We start from the raw sequence: 19,497 nt of genomic DNA, 5'->3' as shown, positions 1-19,497 counted from the left end.
CTTTGAAGTTCGCCGCCCCTTTTGATGTGTGTGATCGAGCTTTAGAGGTAAAGCGCGCTGGCAATGGTGAAGTAGATCAACACGCCAAGTACGTCGTTGCTTGTTGTAATGAACACGCCAGTTGCCGCGGCTGGGTCTATGCCAACTTTATCCAAGAGCAGCGGAATAGTAGCACCGACCATAGCTGCTATTGTGGTTGCTGTTAGCAGGGCAAGGGATGCTGTTACTGCAAGGTGCGCCGGTTGGTGTATCTCAAAGACGAACGATGCGACCATTATCAAAGCCGAGAGCACACAGCCCGCAATTGCACCGTTACAAACAGCGCCGCAAAACTCTTTCCAAAGGCGGAAAAGCGTGCTGTTTGCCCAAATGGAGCCAGTTGCAAGCCCCTGAACCGCAACAGCGGAGGCTTGCAGGCCGGAGTTGCCCGCCATGGACATGATGACCGGTATGAACGCAGCAAGAATTGCAGCTTTTGCCAGTTCATCCTCGTAGGAGCCAACGACCGTTGCGGCGACAGCAGAGCCAACCAAGCCCGACATGAGCCACGGCAGGCGGCCTTTAATGATGCGACGGATGCTGTCGTCAGGCCGTGCTTCCGGAGAAACGCCGCCCATAAGCATCATATCCTCAACCGCTTCTTCTCGGGCGATCTGGTTAAGCTGCTCAATGGAAATACGGCCAATCAGGCGGCCTTCTGCATCGACGACGGGAACTGCGGAGAGCTCAAGCTGCGCTGCTTTGCGCAGCACGTCTTCCTGATCCATATCGGATGATACAGCAAGAACGGTGCGGCTCATGTGGTCGCCGATGCGTTCGGCGCGGCGGATCGTGAGCAGTTTGGTGACATCCATTCGGCCAACAAGATGGCCTTCATTATCGACCACAAAGATCGTGCGAAAACGGCCAAGCAGTTCTGATTGGTCCCGTATGGAGTCGATGGCCTCGCGTGCTGTGTTGTCTTCCTTGAAGACCACGAACTTGCGGGTCATCAGGCGGCCGGCGGTATCCTCGTCATGCAGCAGGCGCTCTTCAAGCTCCTTGCGTACGTTGAGCTTGGGGGTCAGGAGTTCGACAACCGAAGGAGGAAATTCATCAAGAGTTTCAACGACATCATCCTCGCTCATTTCGTTCAGCATGTCGGTTAGGCGCGACAGTGTTTCATCATGAAGGAGGAGTGCGCGAAAATCCGGGTCAAGTTCCGCCATTATCTTGGCTGAGGGATTGATAGGAAGGCGCTTGAGGAGCTTTCGGGCAGATACCAAAGGCATCTGGGTTAGAAGCTGCAGGAGATCGGTTGGGTCCCAGTTGCGCAGTTCTGTAACGAGGCCGTCCGTTTTGTTTTCCGCCAGCATCTCCAGAATTTGGCGCTGTACAGCTTCGTTGTGTGCGGTTGCTTTTTCGTTGCTCGCCCGGTTCCAGTGCAGTGCTGGAAGAGTTGTATTTGTTTTCATGTGCCTCTCCTGGCATTTCAGGCGCAAGCGCACCCGAGAGAGATCATATGCCCATATGATGCTTTGATCGTTTGTTGATGACTGGATTATGAAATGGCCGATGCTTTGGCATCTGGTGGCGGCCATTTGTGGCCTGCTTATCGTTTTCTGCGATGAAAGAAAACTGTTTTCGCCATTTTAGTCCTGTTCCTCAAACGACGAGCCTTACAGCACTACAAAAACAGAAACATAGGGTAAGGCAAAACAATTCAAATCGAGCATTGGTTGTGGTGGGTGGTTAACCTGATTTTGAAAAATCCTATATTTTTCATTGCCTTAGTTGAGGGGTTAAGGGCGACCTCAAGTTTATGGCGTATGTGTATAAAAACTATGGCATCCTAGTGCAAATACTAGGTCTTGGTGCGCGCTGGCTGTTTGTTATCAAACTGTCATGAAAGCTCACTAAATCGGCGCCATCCAACGCCAGCAAGAAAAGCGTTGGGACAAACGAACGAACAAAAACTGTGTCGTGGAGTTGATCTCGTATGTCTTTTGGAAAGTCCATCAAAGCCCTTGTTGCCGCCTGTGTTGTGGCAACGACCGCAAGCGTCGCCCATGCAGAAACCCGTCTGAACGGTTCAGGCGCGAGCTTTCCATTTCCTATCTATTCCACCTGGTTTCAGGACTTCAGCGCGAAAACGCCTGATGCTTCTGTTGACTATCAGTCCAAGGGTTCCGGCGCTGGTATTCAGGACCTCATCAACGGTACCGTGGATTTTGCCGGTTCCGATGCTGGCATCTCCGATGAGGACATTGTAAAGGTTAGCCGCGGTGTTGTTGCTCTGCCGATGACTGCTGGTGAGATCGTTCTTGCTTTCAACCTTGAAGGCATTCAAGAACTGCGCCTTTCCCGCGAAGCTTATTCCGGTATCTTTGCCGGTGAGATTGAACGCTGGAATGATCCGGCAATTGCAGCGACCAACGAAGGTGTTGACCTGCCAGACGAGCCGATCATCGTGATCCGCCGTTCTGACAGCTCCGGTACCACCTATGTTTTCACCCGTCACCTTTCTGCTATCGACCCTGAGTTCAAGGAAAACGTTGGCATTGGTACCACTGTTCAGTGGCCGCAAAGCGAGCGTTTTGTAGCTGCGCCTAAGAACGATGGCATTACAGCAATGGTCATGCAGACCCCGGGTGCCATCGGTTACATCGAATATGGCTATGCAAAGCTGACCGGTACGCCAACGGCTGCGCTTGAAAACAAAGCTGGCAAGTTCATTCAACCGAATGAGACCTCTGGCATGGCAGCCCTTGCTGGTGCAGACCTTTCAAGCGACGACCTGCGCATCTGGATTGATGATGCAAACGGTGACGACGCTTACCCGATTGCAACTTTCACTTGGCTGCTCTTCTACGAAAAATACGATGATCCGAAGAAAGCCGAGTTGGCTCGTGCTGTGATCGAATACGGCCTGACCGATGGCCAGAAGATCGCGCCCGATCTTGGATACATCCCACTTCCTGAAGTGATTATCGAGCGTATCCGCGAAGAAGTTAAGCGCATCAAGTAAGCGATGAAAATGGGGGAGGAGACGTTCTCCTTCCCCTCTTAGCCCAAACCGAACAGGCAAAGTGCCTGCCAAACTCAAAGAGAATAATGAAACTCGATCCGTTCTGTGCGGAGCAAGGTGGCAGTGGCGAACCTTGTGCCCCAAGTTTTCTTGAGATTCTGTGTGACCGTGGTTTTCGCTGGCTGACCTTTGCAGCTGGCGGCATCGTCATTTCACTGGGCCTCTATATCATCTTCGAAATCGGTAGTGCCGCCGTTCCTGCTATGAAGGATAACGGTCTGGGCTTTTTCGTGAGTACGACATGGGATGTTGCACGGAACGAGTTCGGTATCCTCGCCGAGATTTGGGGTACGCTCTATAGCTCCCTTCTAGCGTTGCTGCTGGGTGGCTTTTTTGGCGTTTCCATTGCGATTTTCTTCACCCAAGGCTACTTGAACCACCGCGTCGCGCAGGTGTTTCGTAGCATTATCCAGCTGCTCGCTGCTATCCCATCTGTTGTCTACGGCCTTTGGGGTATCTATGTCGTTATTCCGGCGCTTCGCCCTGTCGCAAGCTGGCTAAACGAGCACTTCGGCTTTATCCCGTTCTTCGGCACCAAGCTGTCGGGTCCTGGTCTGGCACCTGCAGTAATCGTTCTGGCTATCATGATCCTGCCAACCGTGGCGGCTATTTCTCAGGATGCTTTCAAGCAGATCCCTTACAAAGTTAAGGAAGCCGCTTACGGCATGGGCACTACCCGCCGTGAAGCGATTATGCTGGTGATGCTGCCAACAGCTGCAAACGGCATCATGGGCGCTTTGGTGCTTGGTTTTGGCCGTGCGCTTGGCGAAACCATGGCTCTGGCAATGTTGATTGGTAACGCGAACCAGATCAGCCTTTCTCTGTTCTCTCCTGCAAAAACTTTGGCTTCGCTCTTGGCTTCCAACTTCCCTGAGGCTGGTGCTGTCGAAGTATCTGCGCTGATGTATGCAGCAGTAGCTCTTCTCATCATCACCGTTGGTGTGAACGCTTTGGGCGCATTCATAATGTCCCGCTCCAAACGGCAGGAGGCGATCTAATGGGTGCGAGTGAAACACTTCCAATGACCGCTACCGGCGAAATAAACGCCGCGATTATTCCTGATCTGCGCAGAAAGCGTATGGAGCGCCGTTCATTTCTCGATACGCTCTTCACGCTTGGGCTTTGGGGTATAGCAGCCATTGGCGCCATTCCGCTGTTCTCAGTTCTTTATATGCTGATCACCAAAGGTGGAGCACGTCTCAGTCTTGATCTGTTTACCCAGCTTCCTCCGGCTGGCTTTATGCAGGGCGGCGGCTTTGGTAACGCAATTGTTGGCACCATCGTTATGGTTGGTGTTGCTTGCGTTATCGCTGTTCCGCTTGGAATTTGCGGCGGTGTGTTAACCGGTGCAATGGCTCCTAAGAGCAAGACCGCAAAGGTGGTTCGCTTCATCGGTAAGGTAATGTCCGGCTTCCCGTCCATTCTTGCCGGTGTGTTCACCTATGCTTGGCTTGTCGTTGGCCTCAAGACCTACTCCGCGCTTGCAGGTGGTGTGGCGCTTTCCATCCTGATGTTGCCTATCGTTCTGCTAACTGCTGAACAGGCTGTTGCTATGGTGCCAAAGCGCATGAAAGATGCGGCTTACGGAATGGGCTGTACCCATACGCAGGTGATTTTGAAGGTCGTTCTTCCTGCAAGTCTGCCTTCAATTTTGACCGGTATCATGCTTGGCATCGCTCGCGCTGCCGGTGAATCTGCTCCGCTTCTGTTTACCGCGCTCTTTAGTAACTACTGGATGCGCGGTCTCATGGAGCCGACAGCCTCGCTGTCCATCCTGATCTACAACTTCTCGGGAATGCCATTCCCTAATCAGATTGAACTGGCTTGGGCTGCCTCGCTTGTTCTGGTGCTGATTGTATTTACCTTCAATATCCTCAGCCGAATTCTGGGCCGGCCAAAGTACTAGGCGATCGTGAAGAATAACATGACCAAGACGACACCACTTGATGCCATGGAACAGACCACTGGCGTACCGACCGAAGAAAACCAGATTGCTATCGATGCGAACATCGAGGCCATTTACTACGGCAAGTTCCGCGCTGTGCGCCAGAGCCACGTGCCGATCCGCAAAGGCGAGATCACCGGCTTTATTGGCCCGTCCGGCTGCGGTAAGTCCACCGTGCTGCGAAGCTTGAACCGGATGAATGACCTGATCCCTACCTTCAAAATGAAGGGCCATGTGCATTTCATGGGTCAGGATATTTATGATCCGGCTATCGATCCGGTGGTTGTTCGTCGTCACATCGGTATGGTGTTCCAGCAACCAAATCCGTTTGCTATGAGTATCTACGATAACGTTGCGTTCGGCCTGAAAATCAACCGCTTCAAGGGCGATGTGAACCAGCGCGTGGAAGAAGCTCTTCGCGAAGCTGCGCTCTGGGATGAGGTGAAGGATAAACTTCACTCCAGCGGTCTTGCGCTTTCCGGCGGCCAGCAGCAGCGTTTGTGCATTGCTCGTGCGATTGCGCCAAACCCGACTGTCCTGTTGATGGACGAGCCGTGCTCTGCTCTTGATCCGATTGCGACGCGCAAAGTTGAGAAGCTCATGCACGAGCTTAAGAAGCACTACACCGTTGCTATCGTGACCCACAACATGCAACAGGCACAGCGCGTTGCTGATACGACAGCATTCTTCTCCGTTGATATCTCCGATGGTGAGCGCTGCGGCTACCTCGTTGAAATGGGCAAGACAGAAGAACTCTTTGAAGATCCGAAGCAGGAACTGACCCGCAAATACATTCGCGGTGAGTTCAGTTAAGGGATGGCTTTGAACCTATGAAAACACAAAGGGTCTCCTGTTGGTGGCCCTTTTTTCTTGTCTGCTTGAACGCTCTTTCGCTGATCCGTTGCAGCCTGCCTCTCGTAGGTTTCAACAGAACGGAGAGGAGAGAAGAACAATGGGAACACGTGTTTTTGCAGCAGCTTTTGCGACCAGTATGTTTGCACTCCCAGTACAGATGGCGGAAAGCCGTCCGGGAAACATTAGTTTTTCCGTTGAAAGAAACGGCAAGGCTGTCGGTACCTACACCACTTCTTTCCGCAGTTCCGGAGGGACGCTGAACGTAGACGCTAAAATGGATATCCGTGTGCGTTTGTTAGGCGTTCCTGTCTACAGATTTACATATCGTGCCGATGAGGCGTGGCGCGGTAACGAGTTGGAGGCACTGAAAGTGTCGGTCAACGACAATGGCAAGAAACGCAGTCTGCAAGGCAAAAGAAACGGCAAGACCTTTTCGTGGAAGTCGGGTGGCAAAAACCAGAGTGTTAGTGGAGCCATCTTCCCAAGTAACCACTGGAACGCAGCGGTCCTGCGTCAAGGTAAGGTGCTCAATACCCTTACAGGCAATGTGAACTCCGTTCGTATTCGCAAAGCGGGCACGGAAACGCTTGAATGCCGAAAGGGTAGTATTAAAGCAACACGCTACGTTTATTCAGGACAGATTAGAGATACAGAATCTTGGTATGATCGTTCCGGGCGCTGGGTAGGTCTTCGTTTCAAAGCGCAGGATGGTTCGACAATCTTCTTTAGGTGTTGAGGTTAGATGGGGGCTCAAACTAACAATTTGCCGTGGCGGAGTATGTGGGTGATAGGCGCCAGTTCCGGTATCGGGCAAGCTCTTGCTGAGCTAGGAGCCAAGAGAGGCCTAGATGTCGTCGCGAGCGCGCGGCGGCGGGAGCCTCTGGAGCAGATGGCAGAATCCTACTCTAACCTTACGGCCCTACCACTTGATGTGTCAGATCCAGCGAGTGTAAGTGCGGCTGTTGACACTTTGGGCGTGGACAATTTTCCAGAACTGATTGTGTTCTGCGCGGGAACTTACGTTCCCGGGGGGCTCGAAGTCCTCAACTACGAGAGCGCCGAGCATCATTTCAAAGTGAACTACTTGGGCGCTGTCGCAACGCTTGATGCCATTGTTCCTGTCTTAAAAAAGCGTGCGCGTGGTCACGTGGCCATTGTGTCGTCTTTAACTGCTTATCGAGGTCTACCCAAGGCAGCCGTTTATGGACCGACAAAGGCAGCTCTCCTCAGCCTATGTGAAACCATCAAACCGGACTTCGATAAGCTTGGTCTTGATCTGTCTGTTGTAAATCCGGGGTTCGTTCGCACGCCTATGACGGACAAAAACGAATTCAAAATGCCATTCCTTATGGAGACGGAAGAGGCAGCGGAAGCGACTTTGGACGGACTTGCAAAGAAGCAGTTTGAAGTCACTTTTCCTGCACCGCTTGTGCGCCGTCTGCGCTTTCTTCGCCTTCTGCCTTATTCGCTCTACTTCAAGGCCATCGGGAGAATTAGTCAATGAATACAGTTGCAATCGAGAAGAAGCAGGAAACTGCCCAACGTTATGCGGAATACTTCAATACGCTTAGTCCCGAGAGCGTACTTCAAATTCATGATCTAATCGCCGATGACATTCACTTCATCGACCCGTTTAACGATGTACATGGACGCGATAAAGTGGAACGCCTCGTTACCAAGATGTTCGAGGATGTTCAAAACCCGCGTTTCAAAATCCTCGATCTCGCTTGGTCTGGTGATATGTGCTTGATGCGCTGGGATTTCTCCTGCGAGCAAAAGCTGCTGGGCAATTGGTCTGTGCGCGGAATAACTGAGCTTCAGTTCAATGACGAGGGGCGTGTGGTTGCCCATTACGACTATTGGGATGCGTCACGCTATTTCTATAAAAAGATCCCTGTGATCGGTTTTCTGATCGGCATGATCCAAAAAAGGGCCTCCATTTAGAGGCCCTTTTTTTATAGTGCTCGGTAACGTAGCCTGCTCTGTATTGCGCGTTGGGCTTTTCTTCCAATCGGAAAATTCCACATCATCAACAATATGCCGACCTTCAGGCATACTGGCCCCATCGCGTAGAGGATAGCCAGTTTTGTAAGCGTTTCCGGTGCGTTCTCTTCCCCCGTCTTAAAACCCCAGAAGCTGATCAGCGGCAGACAGATGCCTGCGGCGATGGCGAGCGACAGTTTGGTTATGAGGGTCCATAGCGAATAGAGGAAACTGCGCCGGTTATGCTTACTTTGTAGCTCGTCCCAATCGGTCACGTCTGCAAAGAGCGAGGCGGGCAGGGCAAGGTCCGCACCAAGGCAAAATCCTGTTATCACGCAGACAATGGCAAACGGGACGACATCACCTGCGCTCATGAATGGCACGGTTGTGAAGGTGACGGAGACAATCAGGATAGAGCTCAGCCACAAGCGGGACTTATTAAACCTCTTATTGAGTAGGAGCCAAATCGGCAGCCCGACGATCGCCATAAAGAAATAGAGGAAGATCAGGAGGTTCTTCTGGGTTTCCGAGGTCAAAAGCACGTCGGTAAGAAAGAAAGGGAACAGGACTGTTCCTGTGCCATTAGCCAAGCCATTGAGGAACCAACAAGCCATTATGACGGTAAAGGGCTTGTTATGGATGAGAGAGCGCAGTTGCTCTACTTTCCATATTTTTTCGGCCTTGGGCAGCGACAGATAGTTCGTTGGCTCTACCAGCCTGAAACCCAGCAAGATGATAGCGGCTGCACCAAGTGAGATGGTAATCCAAGAGATTGCTAGAAACTGGTCTGTCGATGGAACCCCGATCTGGGTCAGTACCACCGGCAAAGCGCTTGCCATGACAATACCGCAGAGCACGGCCCCTTCACGCGATGATGCAAGGCGCGTGCGCTCGTAGCCGTCCGTTGATAGCTCCGCTCCCAGTGCGTTGTAAGGCACGGAAAACAGCGTCCATCCTGCATAGAGAAGGCAAAGATAGCCGGTTAACAGCCATAGCGACGTGCTTTCAGGCGGAGTTGCTAAAAGCAGCAGGGCAGGGGCGCAGACAAGGCCGCCGAGAATAATCCATGGCTTGCGCTTGCCCCACCTTGTCGGCACGGCATCGATTACCGTTCCTACTAGCGGGTCGGTTACCATGTCGAACAGGCGGGCCAAAAGCAGTGCAATACCAATACTCGACAGAGTGAGCGTTGTTGCCGTTGCATAAAACTGCGGTAACAACACGAGTACAGGTATTGTTGGAATGGCTGTTGCTAGGCCGGGAAAGGCATAGACAGCAAGCTGACCGCTGCTAAGCCTTCTGGATTTTGAAGAAACCGACATCGATTGACTTTGCTTCAAAACCGGCCTGACAGTAGGCCAGATAATAGTGCCACATACGGCGGAACCGCTCGTCAAAACCTTGCGCCTGTAAGTCGGTCCACGCCCTTGAAAATGCTTCGTCCCACCGGCCTAGCGTTGCGGCGTAATCAAGCCCGAAATACTCTTCGTGAACGAGCTGCAGCCCTGCTGCTTCAATGGACTTTTTAAGGGCAGAAGGGCTTGGCAACATGCCGCCCGGGAAAATGTATTTTTGAATGAAATCAACGCGGTTGCGGTAATTTTCATAGCGGTCTTCATCAATCACAATGCCTTGAATGACTGCGGACCCATCATCCTTCAACCGCTCTCGAATGATGTTGAAGTAGCTATTCCAGTTTTCTTCGCCTACAGCCTCGATCATCTCGATAGAGACAATGTGATCATACTTGCCTTCGGTATCGCGGTAGTCGCGAAGTTCGAACTCGGCGAGGTTGGAGAAGCCTTTATCAACGCTACGCTTTTTGGCGTATGCAAGCTGTTCTTTTGAGAGCGTGATGCCATGGCTGTTGATGCCTTGGCGGGCCGCAGCCTCTGCCATGCCGCCCCAACCGCAGCCGATTTCCAAGAGGCTTTCACCTTTCACAGCGCCTGCAAGCTCAAGCACTCGCTTGTATTTGCGGTATTGGGCATCCTCAAGTGGCTCATCCTGTGAGAGCTTGTAGGCTGAGGAGTAAGTCATGGAAGGATCAAGCCACTCCTCGTAGAAGTCATTCCCGAGATCGTAGTGGTAGGCAATGTTTCGCTTGCTGCCTTTACGGGTATTGGCATTGGCCAGATGGCGCAGGCGAGACAGCCAGATGTTGAGCTGGCCCTTCTGGTTGATGCCTTCCAACATTTTGGTGTTTGCAAGAAACAGGTCAAACAGCGCCTTCAGGCTTGAGCAGCTCCATTGTCCGTCCATATAGCTTTCAGCTAGCGCAAGATGACCGCCGAGAGCCAAACGACGAAACGGCTTATCGCTATGCATCATAACAGTGACGGGCTGCAGTTCAGGTGTAGGAGTGCCGAACTCCATGGCTGTGCCTTCACAAAACTCCACGCGTAGATGGCCGATCTTGATGTGGGTGAGAACCTTAACAACAAGACGCCGCCATAGGTTAAGACGGGGTAGTGCAAGGCTTTGGGCCTGATGGGAGAGAATGTTGCTCTGTCGGTTGGCGTTGTCTTCAATCGTCATGACCCATTCCCTCGTTATAACTTGCTTGTTTGATTGCCGCCGTTACTTGCCGTGCTGGTGGTGCCGGTCTTGGCACAAGTTTGATGCCCTTTAACCAGAGCTTGAGTGCTTCCCAATGAATGCCCGCCAAAATCTTGAGGCTGCCTTGGGCGTATTTGAGAGCATAAACCAAGAGAGTTGCGGTTGTTGCCTGTGTCTTGGTGCCATTGAAAATCGCAGTTAAGAGCAGCTTTTTCTCGTCGCGATGATTGATGTGAACGTGGATTTTTTCATCAGGCGTGGCGAGACGGAAATCATAATAGCCATTCACCTCCATGAACGGAGAAACATAGAAGGTCTTCGGGCAACTGTGAGATAGGAGCTTTTTTCGCTCACCTTTTGTTGAAACCACATAGTGGTGGCGCTGACCAAAGGTGTTGTTTACCTGATAGACAATCGCATCAAGCGTCTGCTCGTCGGAAAAGCAGAAGTATATCGTCAACGGGTTGAACGCCCTGCCAAGGAAGCGCGGATAGCACAGCATCTTTATCGTGTGCGGCTTCCAATCAATGGCGCCCTCGCAAAGCATATGCTCCACATACTGTCGAAGGTCGTTGAAGCCCTCGTCCATGTGGTCACGCTCATTAATGGAAAACAGCGCTAGCGCATTTGCTTTGAAAACACGCCAGCCGCGCTGGGTGGTTTTCAGATTGTCAACGTCCGCATAGGCTGAGAAAACCTTGTAGTTCAGCTTGTGTTCTTTGGGGTGATGCCTGCGATGCATGACCTCGCCCGCATAAAGACAGAGGTCTTCACCACTTAGCGAAGTGTCCCTGTCGTCAGCCGGCTTGTTCTCTACAGTTACTTGCATCTCAAGCAGCTACCTCTTGCTTGATTCCGCGTTGACTATTACTTGGCAAGTGTATGCGAGAGGACTCGTTTTGGACAGTCCACGGACGGCGCACGCCTCCAAGCTGCTCTGCTACTGCTAGGCCCGCTTGAAGACCGTCTTCATGGAAACCATGCCCGAAATAGGCACCGCAGAACCATGTCCGGCGATCTCCCTGCAAAGACCAAAGCTGCTTTTGAGCTTCCATCGCTGCGCTATCGAAAATCGGGTGATGGTAGATCATAGACCGCAAAATACTGCCGTCTGCTGGCGGTATTTCAGGGTTCAGCGTAACGAATAGGTCCTTCTCGCAGGGCAGGGGCTGGAGGCGGTTCATCCAGTAAGAGAGGCAGAGTTGCTTGGTGCCTTGGTGCTCGCTCTCTATATAGTTCCAGCTAGACCAAACCTTACGAGACTTAGGCATTAAGCTTGCATCAGTATGCAGCACCGCCAGATTACGCTGGTACCGTATCGCCGAGAGCAACTCTTCTTCCGCGGTAGTTGCCCCTGTTTCAGACGCTTGAAGCAGTTTTAGTGATTGGTCAGAGTGGGTCGCTAGAACAACGTGATCGAAGCGTTGACGGTCACCATTGCGATGGATCAGCTCCACGAACCCGGGACGACGTTCAATACTGTCTATCGCGGCGTTGAGGTGCACTCCGCCAGAAATGCCGTTCGCCAACTTGCTGACGTACTGAGCCGAGCCAGCCGTTACCGTGCGCCAGCGGGGACGATTGCGGAACTGGATGAGGCCGTGGTTTTCGCAAAAATCGACAAAGGAGCTTAGCGGGAACGCCAGCATCTGCTCAGCCGGGGTGGACCAGATCGCGGCCCCCATCGGGATTAGATGGTCATTAATAAACGCTGATCCATATCGTTCCCTCTTCAGGTAATCTCCCAGAGTAACTTTGAGGTTCTTCTCTTGCAGGCTGTCAGTTGCGGCATAGGAGTAGAAACGACGCACGTCGTTAAGCATGCCCCAGAAAGTGGGGCTGAAGACGTTTTTCGGCTGGGCGAACAGGCCTGAGAGGCCGGTGCCGGAGTATTCGAGTAATCCGTTACGGGTACTCACAGCAAACGACATGTCTGAGGCAGATGTCGAAACCTCTAAATGGTCAAAAAGCGCTCTTAGGTTTGGGTAGGTCCGATTGTTGTAGACGATGAACCCCGTGTCCACGGAAACATTAGATCCGTCTACGGTGACATTCTGCGTGTTGGCGTGACCGCCGAGACGATCATCCTTCTCAAAGAGATGGACGTCATGCTCGCGTGACAGGAGCCAAGCGGCGGAGAGACCTGATATGCCAGAACCGATAATTGCGATGCGCATTAAATGTCTTCCAATTCATTTCCTTTTTGGCATCATAAGGTCGCTAATCAGCTATGGATCACTCAACCGCCCTAAAAAAATATGTGTGGTTGTGTGATCCGGTTCAATTGAACTTGCGTAGTTGCAAGTGATGTCAAACACAGCAGGATAGTCTCGTGGTGACGTGTGAGCAGCTTACGCTTAAAGTAGAGAGGGACTTGGGTTTGGATCCAAGGAAACTCAGTGCCCATTTGGTCTCGGTCGGAGAATGCTCTGATCGCTCGGCTTTCAAGGCCTTGTTCGACCACTTTGCGCCTCGCTTAAAGTCATTTTACATCAGATCTGGATCCTCTGAACCTTTTGCAGAAGAACTGGTTCAGGAAACCTTTATGTCGATCTGGCGTAAAGCGGGACTTTATGATCCTGCGAAAGCGGCGGCGTCTACGTGGATTTTTACGATAGCGAGAAATCTAAGAATAGATCGCCTTCGTAAGGAGGGCCGGTTCGTTCAGAAAGAAGAGTTTTTCTTCGAGCAGGCAATGGTCGAAGAAGGTGATCAAGAAGCCTACGTCGATCAAGGCGTCATTGGAGAGGCGGTAGAGGTAGCCCTCACACAGCTTCCCTCAAATCAGGCCGAAGTGATCAAGCTCTCGTTCTACGAACATGCAACCCATGCTGAAATTGCCAGCCGTCTTCAATTGCCTCTTGGTACTGTGAAGTCGCGTCTGCGCTTGGCATTTGGAAGACTCAGAACTTTACTGGCGGATCTGGAACAATGATTAACCATCACCCCAGCGATGAAACAATCCTGAGCTACGCAGCAGGCGCGATGTCAGCCGCGTCCCGCCTTTTCGTATCAAGTCACCTCTCCGTGTGCGAAAGCTGTCGTGAGCGCGTTCGAACTGCGGAGGTGGTTGGTGGCGTCCTGCTAAACGACATTGAGTGTACTCCCGTGAGCGCAGACGCTTTCGACCAGCTTATGGCTCGGATCGATAGCAATGCGGTGGAGACATCAGCCGTTAACGGAGTAGGAACATCTTCAAGCAAGGTTGCTTCCGCAGATATGGTTGGGTTGCCTGAGCCGCTGCAGTTGCTGTTGGATGGCGGCTTCGATGAGCTCAAATGGAAAACTGTCGCGCCCGGCGTTAAGCAATATCCACTCCCCGTGGACGTGCTCCCGGGTGAAAAGGTCCGCTTACTCAAGCTCTCTCCCGGTTTTGTAACGCCGGAGCACAGCCACCATGGCCACGAAATGACGATGGTCCTCAAGGGTTCGTTCTCTGACGAAACGGGGCGATACAAAGCTGGCGATGTACAGGAAATGGATGGCTCTGTTCACCACCAGCCGATCGCTGATACGGAAGAAGATTGCATCTGCTTGGTAGTGACGGATGCGCCGCTGCAGTTCAAAGGCGTGATCAATAAATTACTGCAACCGTTTATCGGTTTCTAACCCTCCAAGGCCCGGATCATTCCGGGCCTTTTCTTTTTTGCTAGCCTTCGTTTAGCAAGACATCAGCCAAAATTTGTCTCAAGGTCTTTTTCGGTGCACTATCAGCATCCGTCTGTGCAGGTGCAAGGCATGGGCGGAGATCGCACTGCCAAGGGGAGAGCGGCGCATTAATCGGGCAAACTTGAAGAACTGGTAGCTAGATACCGGTGTCTGAAGGAAAGGAAAGGCCATGATTAAAGCGGTACGCTGGGTCTATGCAGTCATGGCATTTGCTCTTATTGCAAATGTCACTACGGAATTGTCTGCGCAGCAGGCGTCTACGGAATCCGATCAAAAAACCAATCTCATTGGTGCTGGTGCTGGGTTTCCAACCGTCCTTTATGAGGATGCAATTTCCTTATTCATGAAAGATCACCAAGACGTGGTGGTAACCTATGTGCCAGCAGGGACTGCGCAGGGCGTGTTCGCCTTTATGAACCGGACGGCGGATTACGCGATTGCCGGAGCTCCTTTGGATCAAATTGAAGGGCAGGATCTACGCGAGAGCTTTTTAGCTTTGCCTATTACATCCGGTATGATTGGTGTTTTCTATAATCTGGATGGCATTAAGAACTTGCGGCTGTCTAGGCAGGCGCTTTCAGGAATTTTCGACGGCTCTATAACCAATTGGAACGACCCGCAGATTGCAAGCAGCAATGATGGCGTCACACTTCCCGATCTGCCGATTAAAATAATCGCGCCCAATCTGGGTAGCGGGGCGACCTATACGCTAACCAACCACCTGAAAGAAATCAGTAAAGTTTGGGCGGAGGTTGGGCCTGCCATGGAAGTTGCCGGTATCTTTCCTGATGGCACAAAGTTCGCCAAATCCAACGAGGAACTCGTTGAGCTTGTTAAAGCAACACCCGGAACGATTGGGTATGCGTCCTATGCCTTCGGTGTGGGGGGCAAGCTGCAAATGGCATCGCTTGAAAACAAAGCTGGGCAGTTTGTAGCTCCCTCCATGCAGTCTGGTGAACTGGCCGTTCAGGAGGCTGCTTTAAAGGGAACGGATGACTTGATGGTCTTTGTTCCGGACCCTGAGGGCACAAATGCCTATCCGATTGTTTCGTTCTACTGGATGCTGATCGACAAGTCGTACAAAGACACAGCCAAGAGTGATGCGATCAAGGAACTGGCGGATTTCCTACTTAGTGGTCGTGTGCGCGCAACGGCGGTTCGCTTGGGTTATGTGCCGATGCCAGATGCTATTCGTCACGAAGCCAAAAGGCTGGTGAAGACTGTTAAATAGGAGAAAAGGGCCTTGAGGCCCTTTTTTATTGGTCTGTTTTCTGTGTCACCGAAGCCGATGTGAAAAGGCTCATAAGTAGCAGCGGGAACATCAATAAAAACGCAAGCTTAATGCCAACGAAGTCTGATGCGGTTCCGATGATCAGTGGGCCGATCAGAAAGCCTGCCATGCCTATTTGTGAAACCAGAGCCACGTTGGCCGCAGGAGAGGTTCCGCCTTTTTCAGATGCTGCGGTTATTGCCAGCGGGAAGCCGGTGGAAGCACCCAAGCCCATAAGCGCAAAGCCCAGCAGCGATAGCTCAAGAACTGGCGATGCTACCAGCGTAAACAGCCCTACTATGCAAAGAAGCACTGTTAAGCGTGCGGTGTTTTTGGCACCAAGGGAGGCGCGAAGTGCATCGCCGCAAAACCTGCCAAGTGCCATACAGCCTGCGAATGCCGAATACGCTAGGCCTTGCTCACCATCGTTTGCACCAAAAATATCGCGCATAAAAATAGCCGACCAATCCGCCATAGCCCCTTCTGTAAGTGCAATGCCAAACAGGAAGAGACAAAGAAGAATGAGTGGCATCGTCAGGCGCGGTCTGGACTTGGCCTCTTTACTCGTCGGTACCGAGATATCCGAAAGTGCGGCAACAGCGAACAGGCAAGGTGCCAGCATTATCAAGCCAATAAGGCCTAGCGAATGGAACGGGGAGATGCCTTGATAGGCAAACCACGACCCGATCAAACTGCCGACCAGAACACCAAGGCTCCAAAAGCCGTGACACGATGACATGATGAGCTTACCGCTTCTGCGCTCGATCTGATCTGCCGCGACATTCATCGCGAGCTCTAAAAGCGCAACCGTTACCCCTGCAAGTGCCAGCATTCCGAACAAAATGAAGATGGATGGCGAAGCGGCAGCTGCTGGAATGGCAATAAAGAAGAAGACAAAGCTGCTCAAAAAGACCGGCCGTAATCCGTATCGACCAACTACGCCACCTGCGAACGTGAGGGTAAGCATAAGGCCAATCGGCATGCCTGTCAGAGCGATAGCAAGGGCCCCGTCGGACACCCCAAGCTGCGTTTGTACCTGCGCGATGCGCGGAAACCATGCGCCAAAGATAATCGGCTGCATGAAGAAGATAAGCCGAATGAGGGAAATGTCTTTCGACGAACGGGTGGTTTGGGCGAGTTCCAAGAGAGACCTCAAAAAAGTAGTTGAAATATGCAATGCGTCGTTTGATTTGCTGCGCTAAGGGGCAAAGGCTGCGACGAGTAAAGACAGGGTTACAATGGCTGTGGCAGTGATGCGCATGCGGAAGTATTTGAAGCCAATGAGCTTATGACGATGAAGGGTCCACTCTATCCAAAGCAGCGTGATGAACAACGCAATACAGCCGATAAAGAATGTGTAGGGCGGGGCTAGCAAAAACAGTATCCAGCCACCTAGAGCGATTACATTTGATGTCACTAGCAAGTTGATTTCATTATGGACGTTGCCCGCGATGTACTCACCCCAGTGGGTTCCTGCCATAAAAGTGAGGATCATCAATGTGTAGCTGGCAAGTATTTCATGGAGTGTGCCCACGTGCGGAAGCTCTGTATAGCCCATTGAAAGTGCGCCAGCGCAGAAGATAAACGGGAGCGTGCCAGCGTATGCAAGAACATCAAAGAGGTTTATGTGCGGCCCCTTCATTGGCATCTCCTAGGGTTAGATGTTTCTTTGCCTAGTAGTCTAGCGAATTTGTATGGGTTTTCCACTACGGTTCCGTGGAGTTTATGTAAGGGAACCGTTGAGCATATTTTCGTTTCTTACGGCTGTATTTCTTCGCCATCCCAAGCGAAGCAGCCTCCTGTTTGGGCGGGTGTAACACTTGCAAGAACTTGAACGAGGTGCTTGGCGGATTGCTCGGGCGAGAACAGCTTTCCTTCCGGCACCGACGTTTGGAAAGGTTTGGAAAGCGCACTGTTTACAGTGCCGGGATGCAGGCCAATAACGGCTGATTGCTTGTTGAGGCGCGTCGCCTCTATAGCTGCGGTTTTGATAATCATATTCAGTGCGGCCTTGGATGCTCTGTAGGAGTACCAGCCGCCCAATTGGTTATCTGAAATGCTGCCCACACGGGCTGAGATTGCCGCGGCTGTATAGGGTACATTGCGCGGTGCATTTAAGATCGCATGTTTTAGAAATAGGGACGGTATCACTGTGTTTACGAAGAAGAGCCTCTCCATACTTTCACCCGTCACCGCTCTCAAGGACTTCTCAGGCTTTGTATCTGCGTCTGAAAGCATACCGCTACAGGCTATGGCGGTCCGAATGGAGTGTTTACTGGAAACCTTTTTAATACACTCCGCTAGCGCAGCTTCCCTAAAGTCATCCAGAGCAATATTCTCGATGTTGCCTCTTGCGTATGGGTGGGGCCGCCGCGAAAAGGCAAACACCTTGGTATCAGGGTTGTTAAGCGCTAGTTGGTCTGCCATGGCAGAGCCGATTGCACCAGAAGCGCCGTATATAACGATTGCAGGTTCCAGAGTTCCGCTCCTTCGTGAAGTTTGGAATAGTTACGCAGGTGCAGACCAGATGGACCTCTGGGTCAAAAGCCCTTCTTGAACGTACCAAGTATGCCACGAATGAGGGCGCGTCCTAGTGACGTCCCTATGCTTCGCGCTGCAGATTTTAATCCGGCTTCCATAGGGCTCTCGCGTCTACGCCTCTTGGATGGGCGCTTTTCCGGCGCAGGCTCTTGGGGTTTTATTTCCGGTACTGGCGATCCCATTGGTTCGCTGATCGCCGCGACTATTTTGTCGGCTCTTGCCTGCAGCATCTCGTAGGCCGATTGCCTGTCGTAGGTATCTTCATACTTACCAAAGAAATGGCTTTGCTTGATGAGCTTGGCTCTTTCCTCCTGAGAAAGCGGGCCTATGCGCGCGCAGGGTGGGCGAATGAGAGTACGTTGGACTGGGGTTGGCACACCCTTACTATCGAGGGTCGAAACCAGAGCCTCACCCACGCCTAGTTCCATGATCGCGCTTTGCGTATCAAGGTCGGGGTTTGGCCTGAAAGTTTGCGCGGCAGCACGAACGGCTTTCTGGTCCCTTGGAGTGAAAGCCCGCAGAGCGTGCTGAATACGGTTGCCCAGTTGGCCTAAAATTTCTTCCGGTATGTCCAACGGGCTTTGGGTAATGAAATAAACACCAACACCCTTGGATCGAATGAGGCGGACCACTTGTTCCACCTTTTCAATCAATGCCTTTGGGGCTTGATCAAACAGTAGGTGAGCTTCATCAAAAAAGAAGACCAGCTTCGGCTTTTCGGGGTCTCCAATCTCTGGAAGTTCTTCAAACAGCTCGGACAAAAGCCAAAGCAGGAATACGCCGTAAAGTTTGGGCGAGAGCATCAATTTATCCGCTGCCAGAATATTGATGGTGCCTTGGCCATCTGCGGCACGGCTTATAAAGTCCGTTATTGCCAGAGCGGGCTCACCGAAAAAGAGGTCTGCCCCTTGACGCTCCAGTACGAGGAGGCGGCGCTGTATCGCGCCAATGGATGCGGCGGATATGTTTCCATAACGTTTTGAAAGTTCGCTTCTTCTGTCACTGATGTTTTCTAGAAGTGCTCTTAGATCTTTCAGGTCGAGCAGCAGCAGCCCTTCGTTGTCTGCGACCGTGAAAGCGATGTTGAGAACACCTTCCTGCGTTTCGTTCAATTCCAATAGTTGTGAGAGAAGTAGAGGGCCAACTTCTGAAAGCGTTGTACGAACCGGATGCCCCTGCTCTGCAAATAGATCCCAGAACACGCTAGGAAAAGCATGGAAGGTGTACGTGTTCTCCAGCCCGACTTCCTGAGCTCTTTTAATCAGAAAATCTTTCGATTCACCTTTTGCTGCAATGCCGCTTAAGTCGCCTTTCACATCCGCGCAAAACACTGGCACGCCAGCTTTAGCAAAACCTTCCGCAAGAATTTGGAGCGTAACGGTTTTTCCAGTTCCTGTGGCTCCGGCGATGAGCCCATGTCGATTGGCACGCTTTAAATTGAGATACTCCGGCTTGGTTGATAAGCCGATAAAAAGCTGTTTGGCGTCCGTTGTCATTGAGCTACCTCTGCAAGCGGTTCTTACTCAATCATCATGAAACCCGATTGAAAACGCTAGGGCAATTTCAACGTCCATTTATATTTAAGGGGCTACCATGAGTGTCTACCAA

Annotated in this window: 19 protein-coding genes; 10 read left to right on the top strand and 9 right to left on the bottom strand. The window is 51.8% G+C overall.

Translation table 11 applies throughout. The annotated features are described in order from the left end of the window. Positions 1-41 precede the first annotated feature (41 nt). The gene (mgtE, locus tag E1162_RS03480; protein WP_155126860.1) at positions 42-1,454 is read right to left on the bottom strand and encodes a magnesium transporter; all 1,413 of its coding nucleotides are present in this window, start codon (positions 1,452-1,454) and stop codon (positions 42-44) included. A gap of 524 nt (positions 1,455-1,978) precedes the next feature. Here mgtE and pstS (E1162_RS03475) point away from each other — a divergent pair. The 7 genes from pstS (E1162_RS03475) to E1162_RS03445 all read left to right on the top strand — a co-directional run bounded on the left by pstS (E1162_RS03475) (position 1,979) and on the right by E1162_RS03445 (position 7,811). Then, positions 1,979-3,007, top strand: a complete 1,029-nt coding sequence (gene pstS / locus E1162_RS03475) for a phosphate ABC transporter substrate-binding protein PstS (protein ID WP_155126857.1) — start codon at positions 1,979-1,981, stop codon at positions 3,005-3,007. 86 nt (positions 3,008-3,093) lie between these two features. Then, positions 3,094-4,065: a phosphate ABC transporter permease subunit PstC gene (gene pstC, locus E1162_RS03470; protein ID WP_155126854.1), complete on the top strand. Its 972-nt coding sequence runs from the start codon at positions 3,094-3,096 to the stop codon at positions 4,063-4,065. Then, positions 4,065-4,973 carry a phosphate ABC transporter permease PstA gene (gene pstA, locus E1162_RS03465; protein WP_257098633.1) on the top strand — a complete coding sequence of 303 codons (909 nt, stop codon included), beginning with the start codon at positions 4,065-4,067 and terminating at the stop codon, positions 4,971-4,973. The genes pstC and pstA overlap by 1 nt, the downstream gene beginning before the upstream one ends. Before the next feature lie 18 nt (positions 4,974-4,991). Next, positions 4,992-5,825, top strand: a complete 834-nt coding sequence (pstB, locus tag E1162_RS03460; RefSeq protein WP_257098632.1) for a phosphate ABC transporter ATP-binding protein PstB — start codon at positions 4,992-4,994, stop codon at positions 5,823-5,825. A 139-nt stretch (positions 5,826-5,964) separates the two neighbouring features. Beyond that, entirely contained in the window at positions 5,965-6,603 is a 639-nt protein-coding gene (locus E1162_RS03455) for a DUF6134 family protein (protein ID WP_155126851.1), read from the top strand. Positions 6,604-6,651: 48 nt separating this feature from the next. After that, positions 6,652-7,371: an SDR family NAD(P)-dependent oxidoreductase gene (locus tag E1162_RS03450; RefSeq protein ID WP_371311793.1), complete on the top strand. Its 720-nt coding sequence runs from the start codon at positions 6,652-6,654 to the stop codon at positions 7,369-7,371. Next, entirely contained in the window at positions 7,368-7,811 is a 444-nt protein-coding gene (locus E1162_RS03445; protein WP_155126845.1) for a nuclear transport factor 2 family protein, read from the top strand. Before E1162_RS03450 ends, E1162_RS03445 begins: the two co-directional genes overlap by 4 nt. Positions 7,812-7,822: 11 nt before the next feature. Here E1162_RS03445 and E1162_RS03440 read toward each other — a convergent pair whose 3' ends face one another. Genes E1162_RS03440 through E1162_RS03425 form a run of 4 tightly spaced genes read right to left on the bottom strand, consistent with a single transcriptional unit; the run spans position 7,823 to position 12,586 of the window. Then, on the bottom strand, positions 7,823-9,172 hold the full coding sequence (locus E1162_RS03440) for an MFS transporter (RefSeq protein WP_155126842.1): 1,350 nt from the start codon (positions 9,170-9,172) through the stop codon (positions 7,823-7,825). Further along, the gene (locus E1162_RS03435; protein WP_155126839.1) at positions 9,141-10,388 is read right to left on the bottom strand and encodes an SAM-dependent methyltransferase; all 1,248 of its coding nucleotides are present in this window, start codon (positions 10,386-10,388) and stop codon (positions 9,141-9,143) included. The genes E1162_RS03440 and E1162_RS03435 overlap by 32 nt, the downstream gene beginning before the upstream one ends. Continuing rightward, positions 10,378-11,238 carry a DUF1365 domain-containing protein gene (locus tag E1162_RS03430; RefSeq protein ID WP_155126836.1) on the bottom strand — a complete coding sequence of 287 codons (861 nt, stop codon included), beginning with the start codon at positions 11,236-11,238 and terminating at the stop codon, positions 10,378-10,380. The genes E1162_RS03435 and E1162_RS03430 overlap by 11 nt, the downstream gene beginning before the upstream one ends. Before the next feature lies 1 nt (position 11,239). Further along, complete coding sequence (locus E1162_RS03425; RefSeq protein ID WP_155126833.1) at positions 11,240-12,586, bottom strand: NAD(P)/FAD-dependent oxidoreductase; 1,347 nt, start codon at positions 12,584-12,586, stop codon at positions 11,240-11,242. 197 nt (positions 12,587-12,783) lie between these two features. Between E1162_RS03425 and E1162_RS03420 the strand changes: the two genes are divergently transcribed. The 3 genes from E1162_RS03420 (at position 12,784) to pstS (E1162_RS03410) (ending at position 15,309) form a co-directional block, all read left to right on the top strand. Next, positions 12,784-13,344: a sigma-70 family RNA polymerase sigma factor gene (locus E1162_RS03420; protein WP_155126830.1), complete on the top strand. Its 561-nt coding sequence runs from the start codon at positions 12,784-12,786 to the stop codon at positions 13,342-13,344. Further along, positions 13,341-14,018: a ChrR family anti-sigma-E factor gene (locus E1162_RS03415; RefSeq protein WP_155126827.1), complete on the top strand. Its 678-nt coding sequence runs from the start codon at positions 13,341-13,343 to the stop codon at positions 14,016-14,018. Before E1162_RS03420 ends, E1162_RS03415 begins: the two co-directional genes overlap by 4 nt. 229 nt (positions 14,019-14,247) lie before the next feature. After that, a complete protein-coding gene (gene pstS / locus E1162_RS03410) occupies positions 14,248-15,309 on the top strand; it encodes a phosphate ABC transporter substrate-binding protein PstS (RefSeq protein WP_155126824.1) in 1,062 nt (353 codons plus the stop codon). Positions 15,310-15,334: 25 nt separating this feature from the next. On the opposite strand, the gene E1162_RS03405 is transcribed toward pstS (E1162_RS03410), so the two are convergent. From E1162_RS03405 to E1162_RS03390, 4 genes are all read right to left on the bottom strand, one after another. Beyond that, positions 15,335-16,492 carry an MFS transporter gene (locus tag E1162_RS03405; RefSeq protein ID WP_155126821.1) on the bottom strand — a complete coding sequence of 386 codons (1,158 nt, stop codon included), beginning with the start codon at positions 16,490-16,492 and terminating at the stop codon, positions 15,335-15,337. 54 nt (positions 16,493-16,546) lie between these two features. Further along, the gene (locus tag E1162_RS03400; RefSeq protein WP_257098630.1) at positions 16,547-16,990 is read right to left on the bottom strand and encodes a DUF3429 domain-containing protein; all 444 of its coding nucleotides are present in this window, start codon (positions 16,988-16,990) and stop codon (positions 16,547-16,549) included. A 116-nt stretch (positions 16,991-17,106) separates the two neighbouring features. Next, a complete protein-coding gene (locus E1162_RS03395; RefSeq protein ID WP_371311797.1) occupies positions 17,107-17,808 on the bottom strand; it encodes a Rossmann-fold NAD(P)-binding domain-containing protein in 702 nt (233 codons plus the stop codon). Positions 17,809-17,888: 80 nt separating this feature from the next. After that, a complete protein-coding gene (locus tag E1162_RS03390) occupies positions 17,889-19,385 on the bottom strand; it encodes a helicase HerA-like domain-containing protein (RefSeq protein WP_155126812.1) in 1,497 nt (498 codons plus the stop codon). Positions 19,386-19,497 lie beyond the last annotated feature (112 nt).

Origin of the sequence: Pseudovibrio flavus (genome assembly GCF_009711345.1) — a bacterium.
Classification (GTDB): Bacteria; Pseudomonadota; Alphaproteobacteria; order Rhizobiales; family Stappiaceae; genus Pseudovibrio; species Pseudovibrio flavus.
This window is presented reverse-complemented; position numbering and strand designations above follow the sequence as displayed.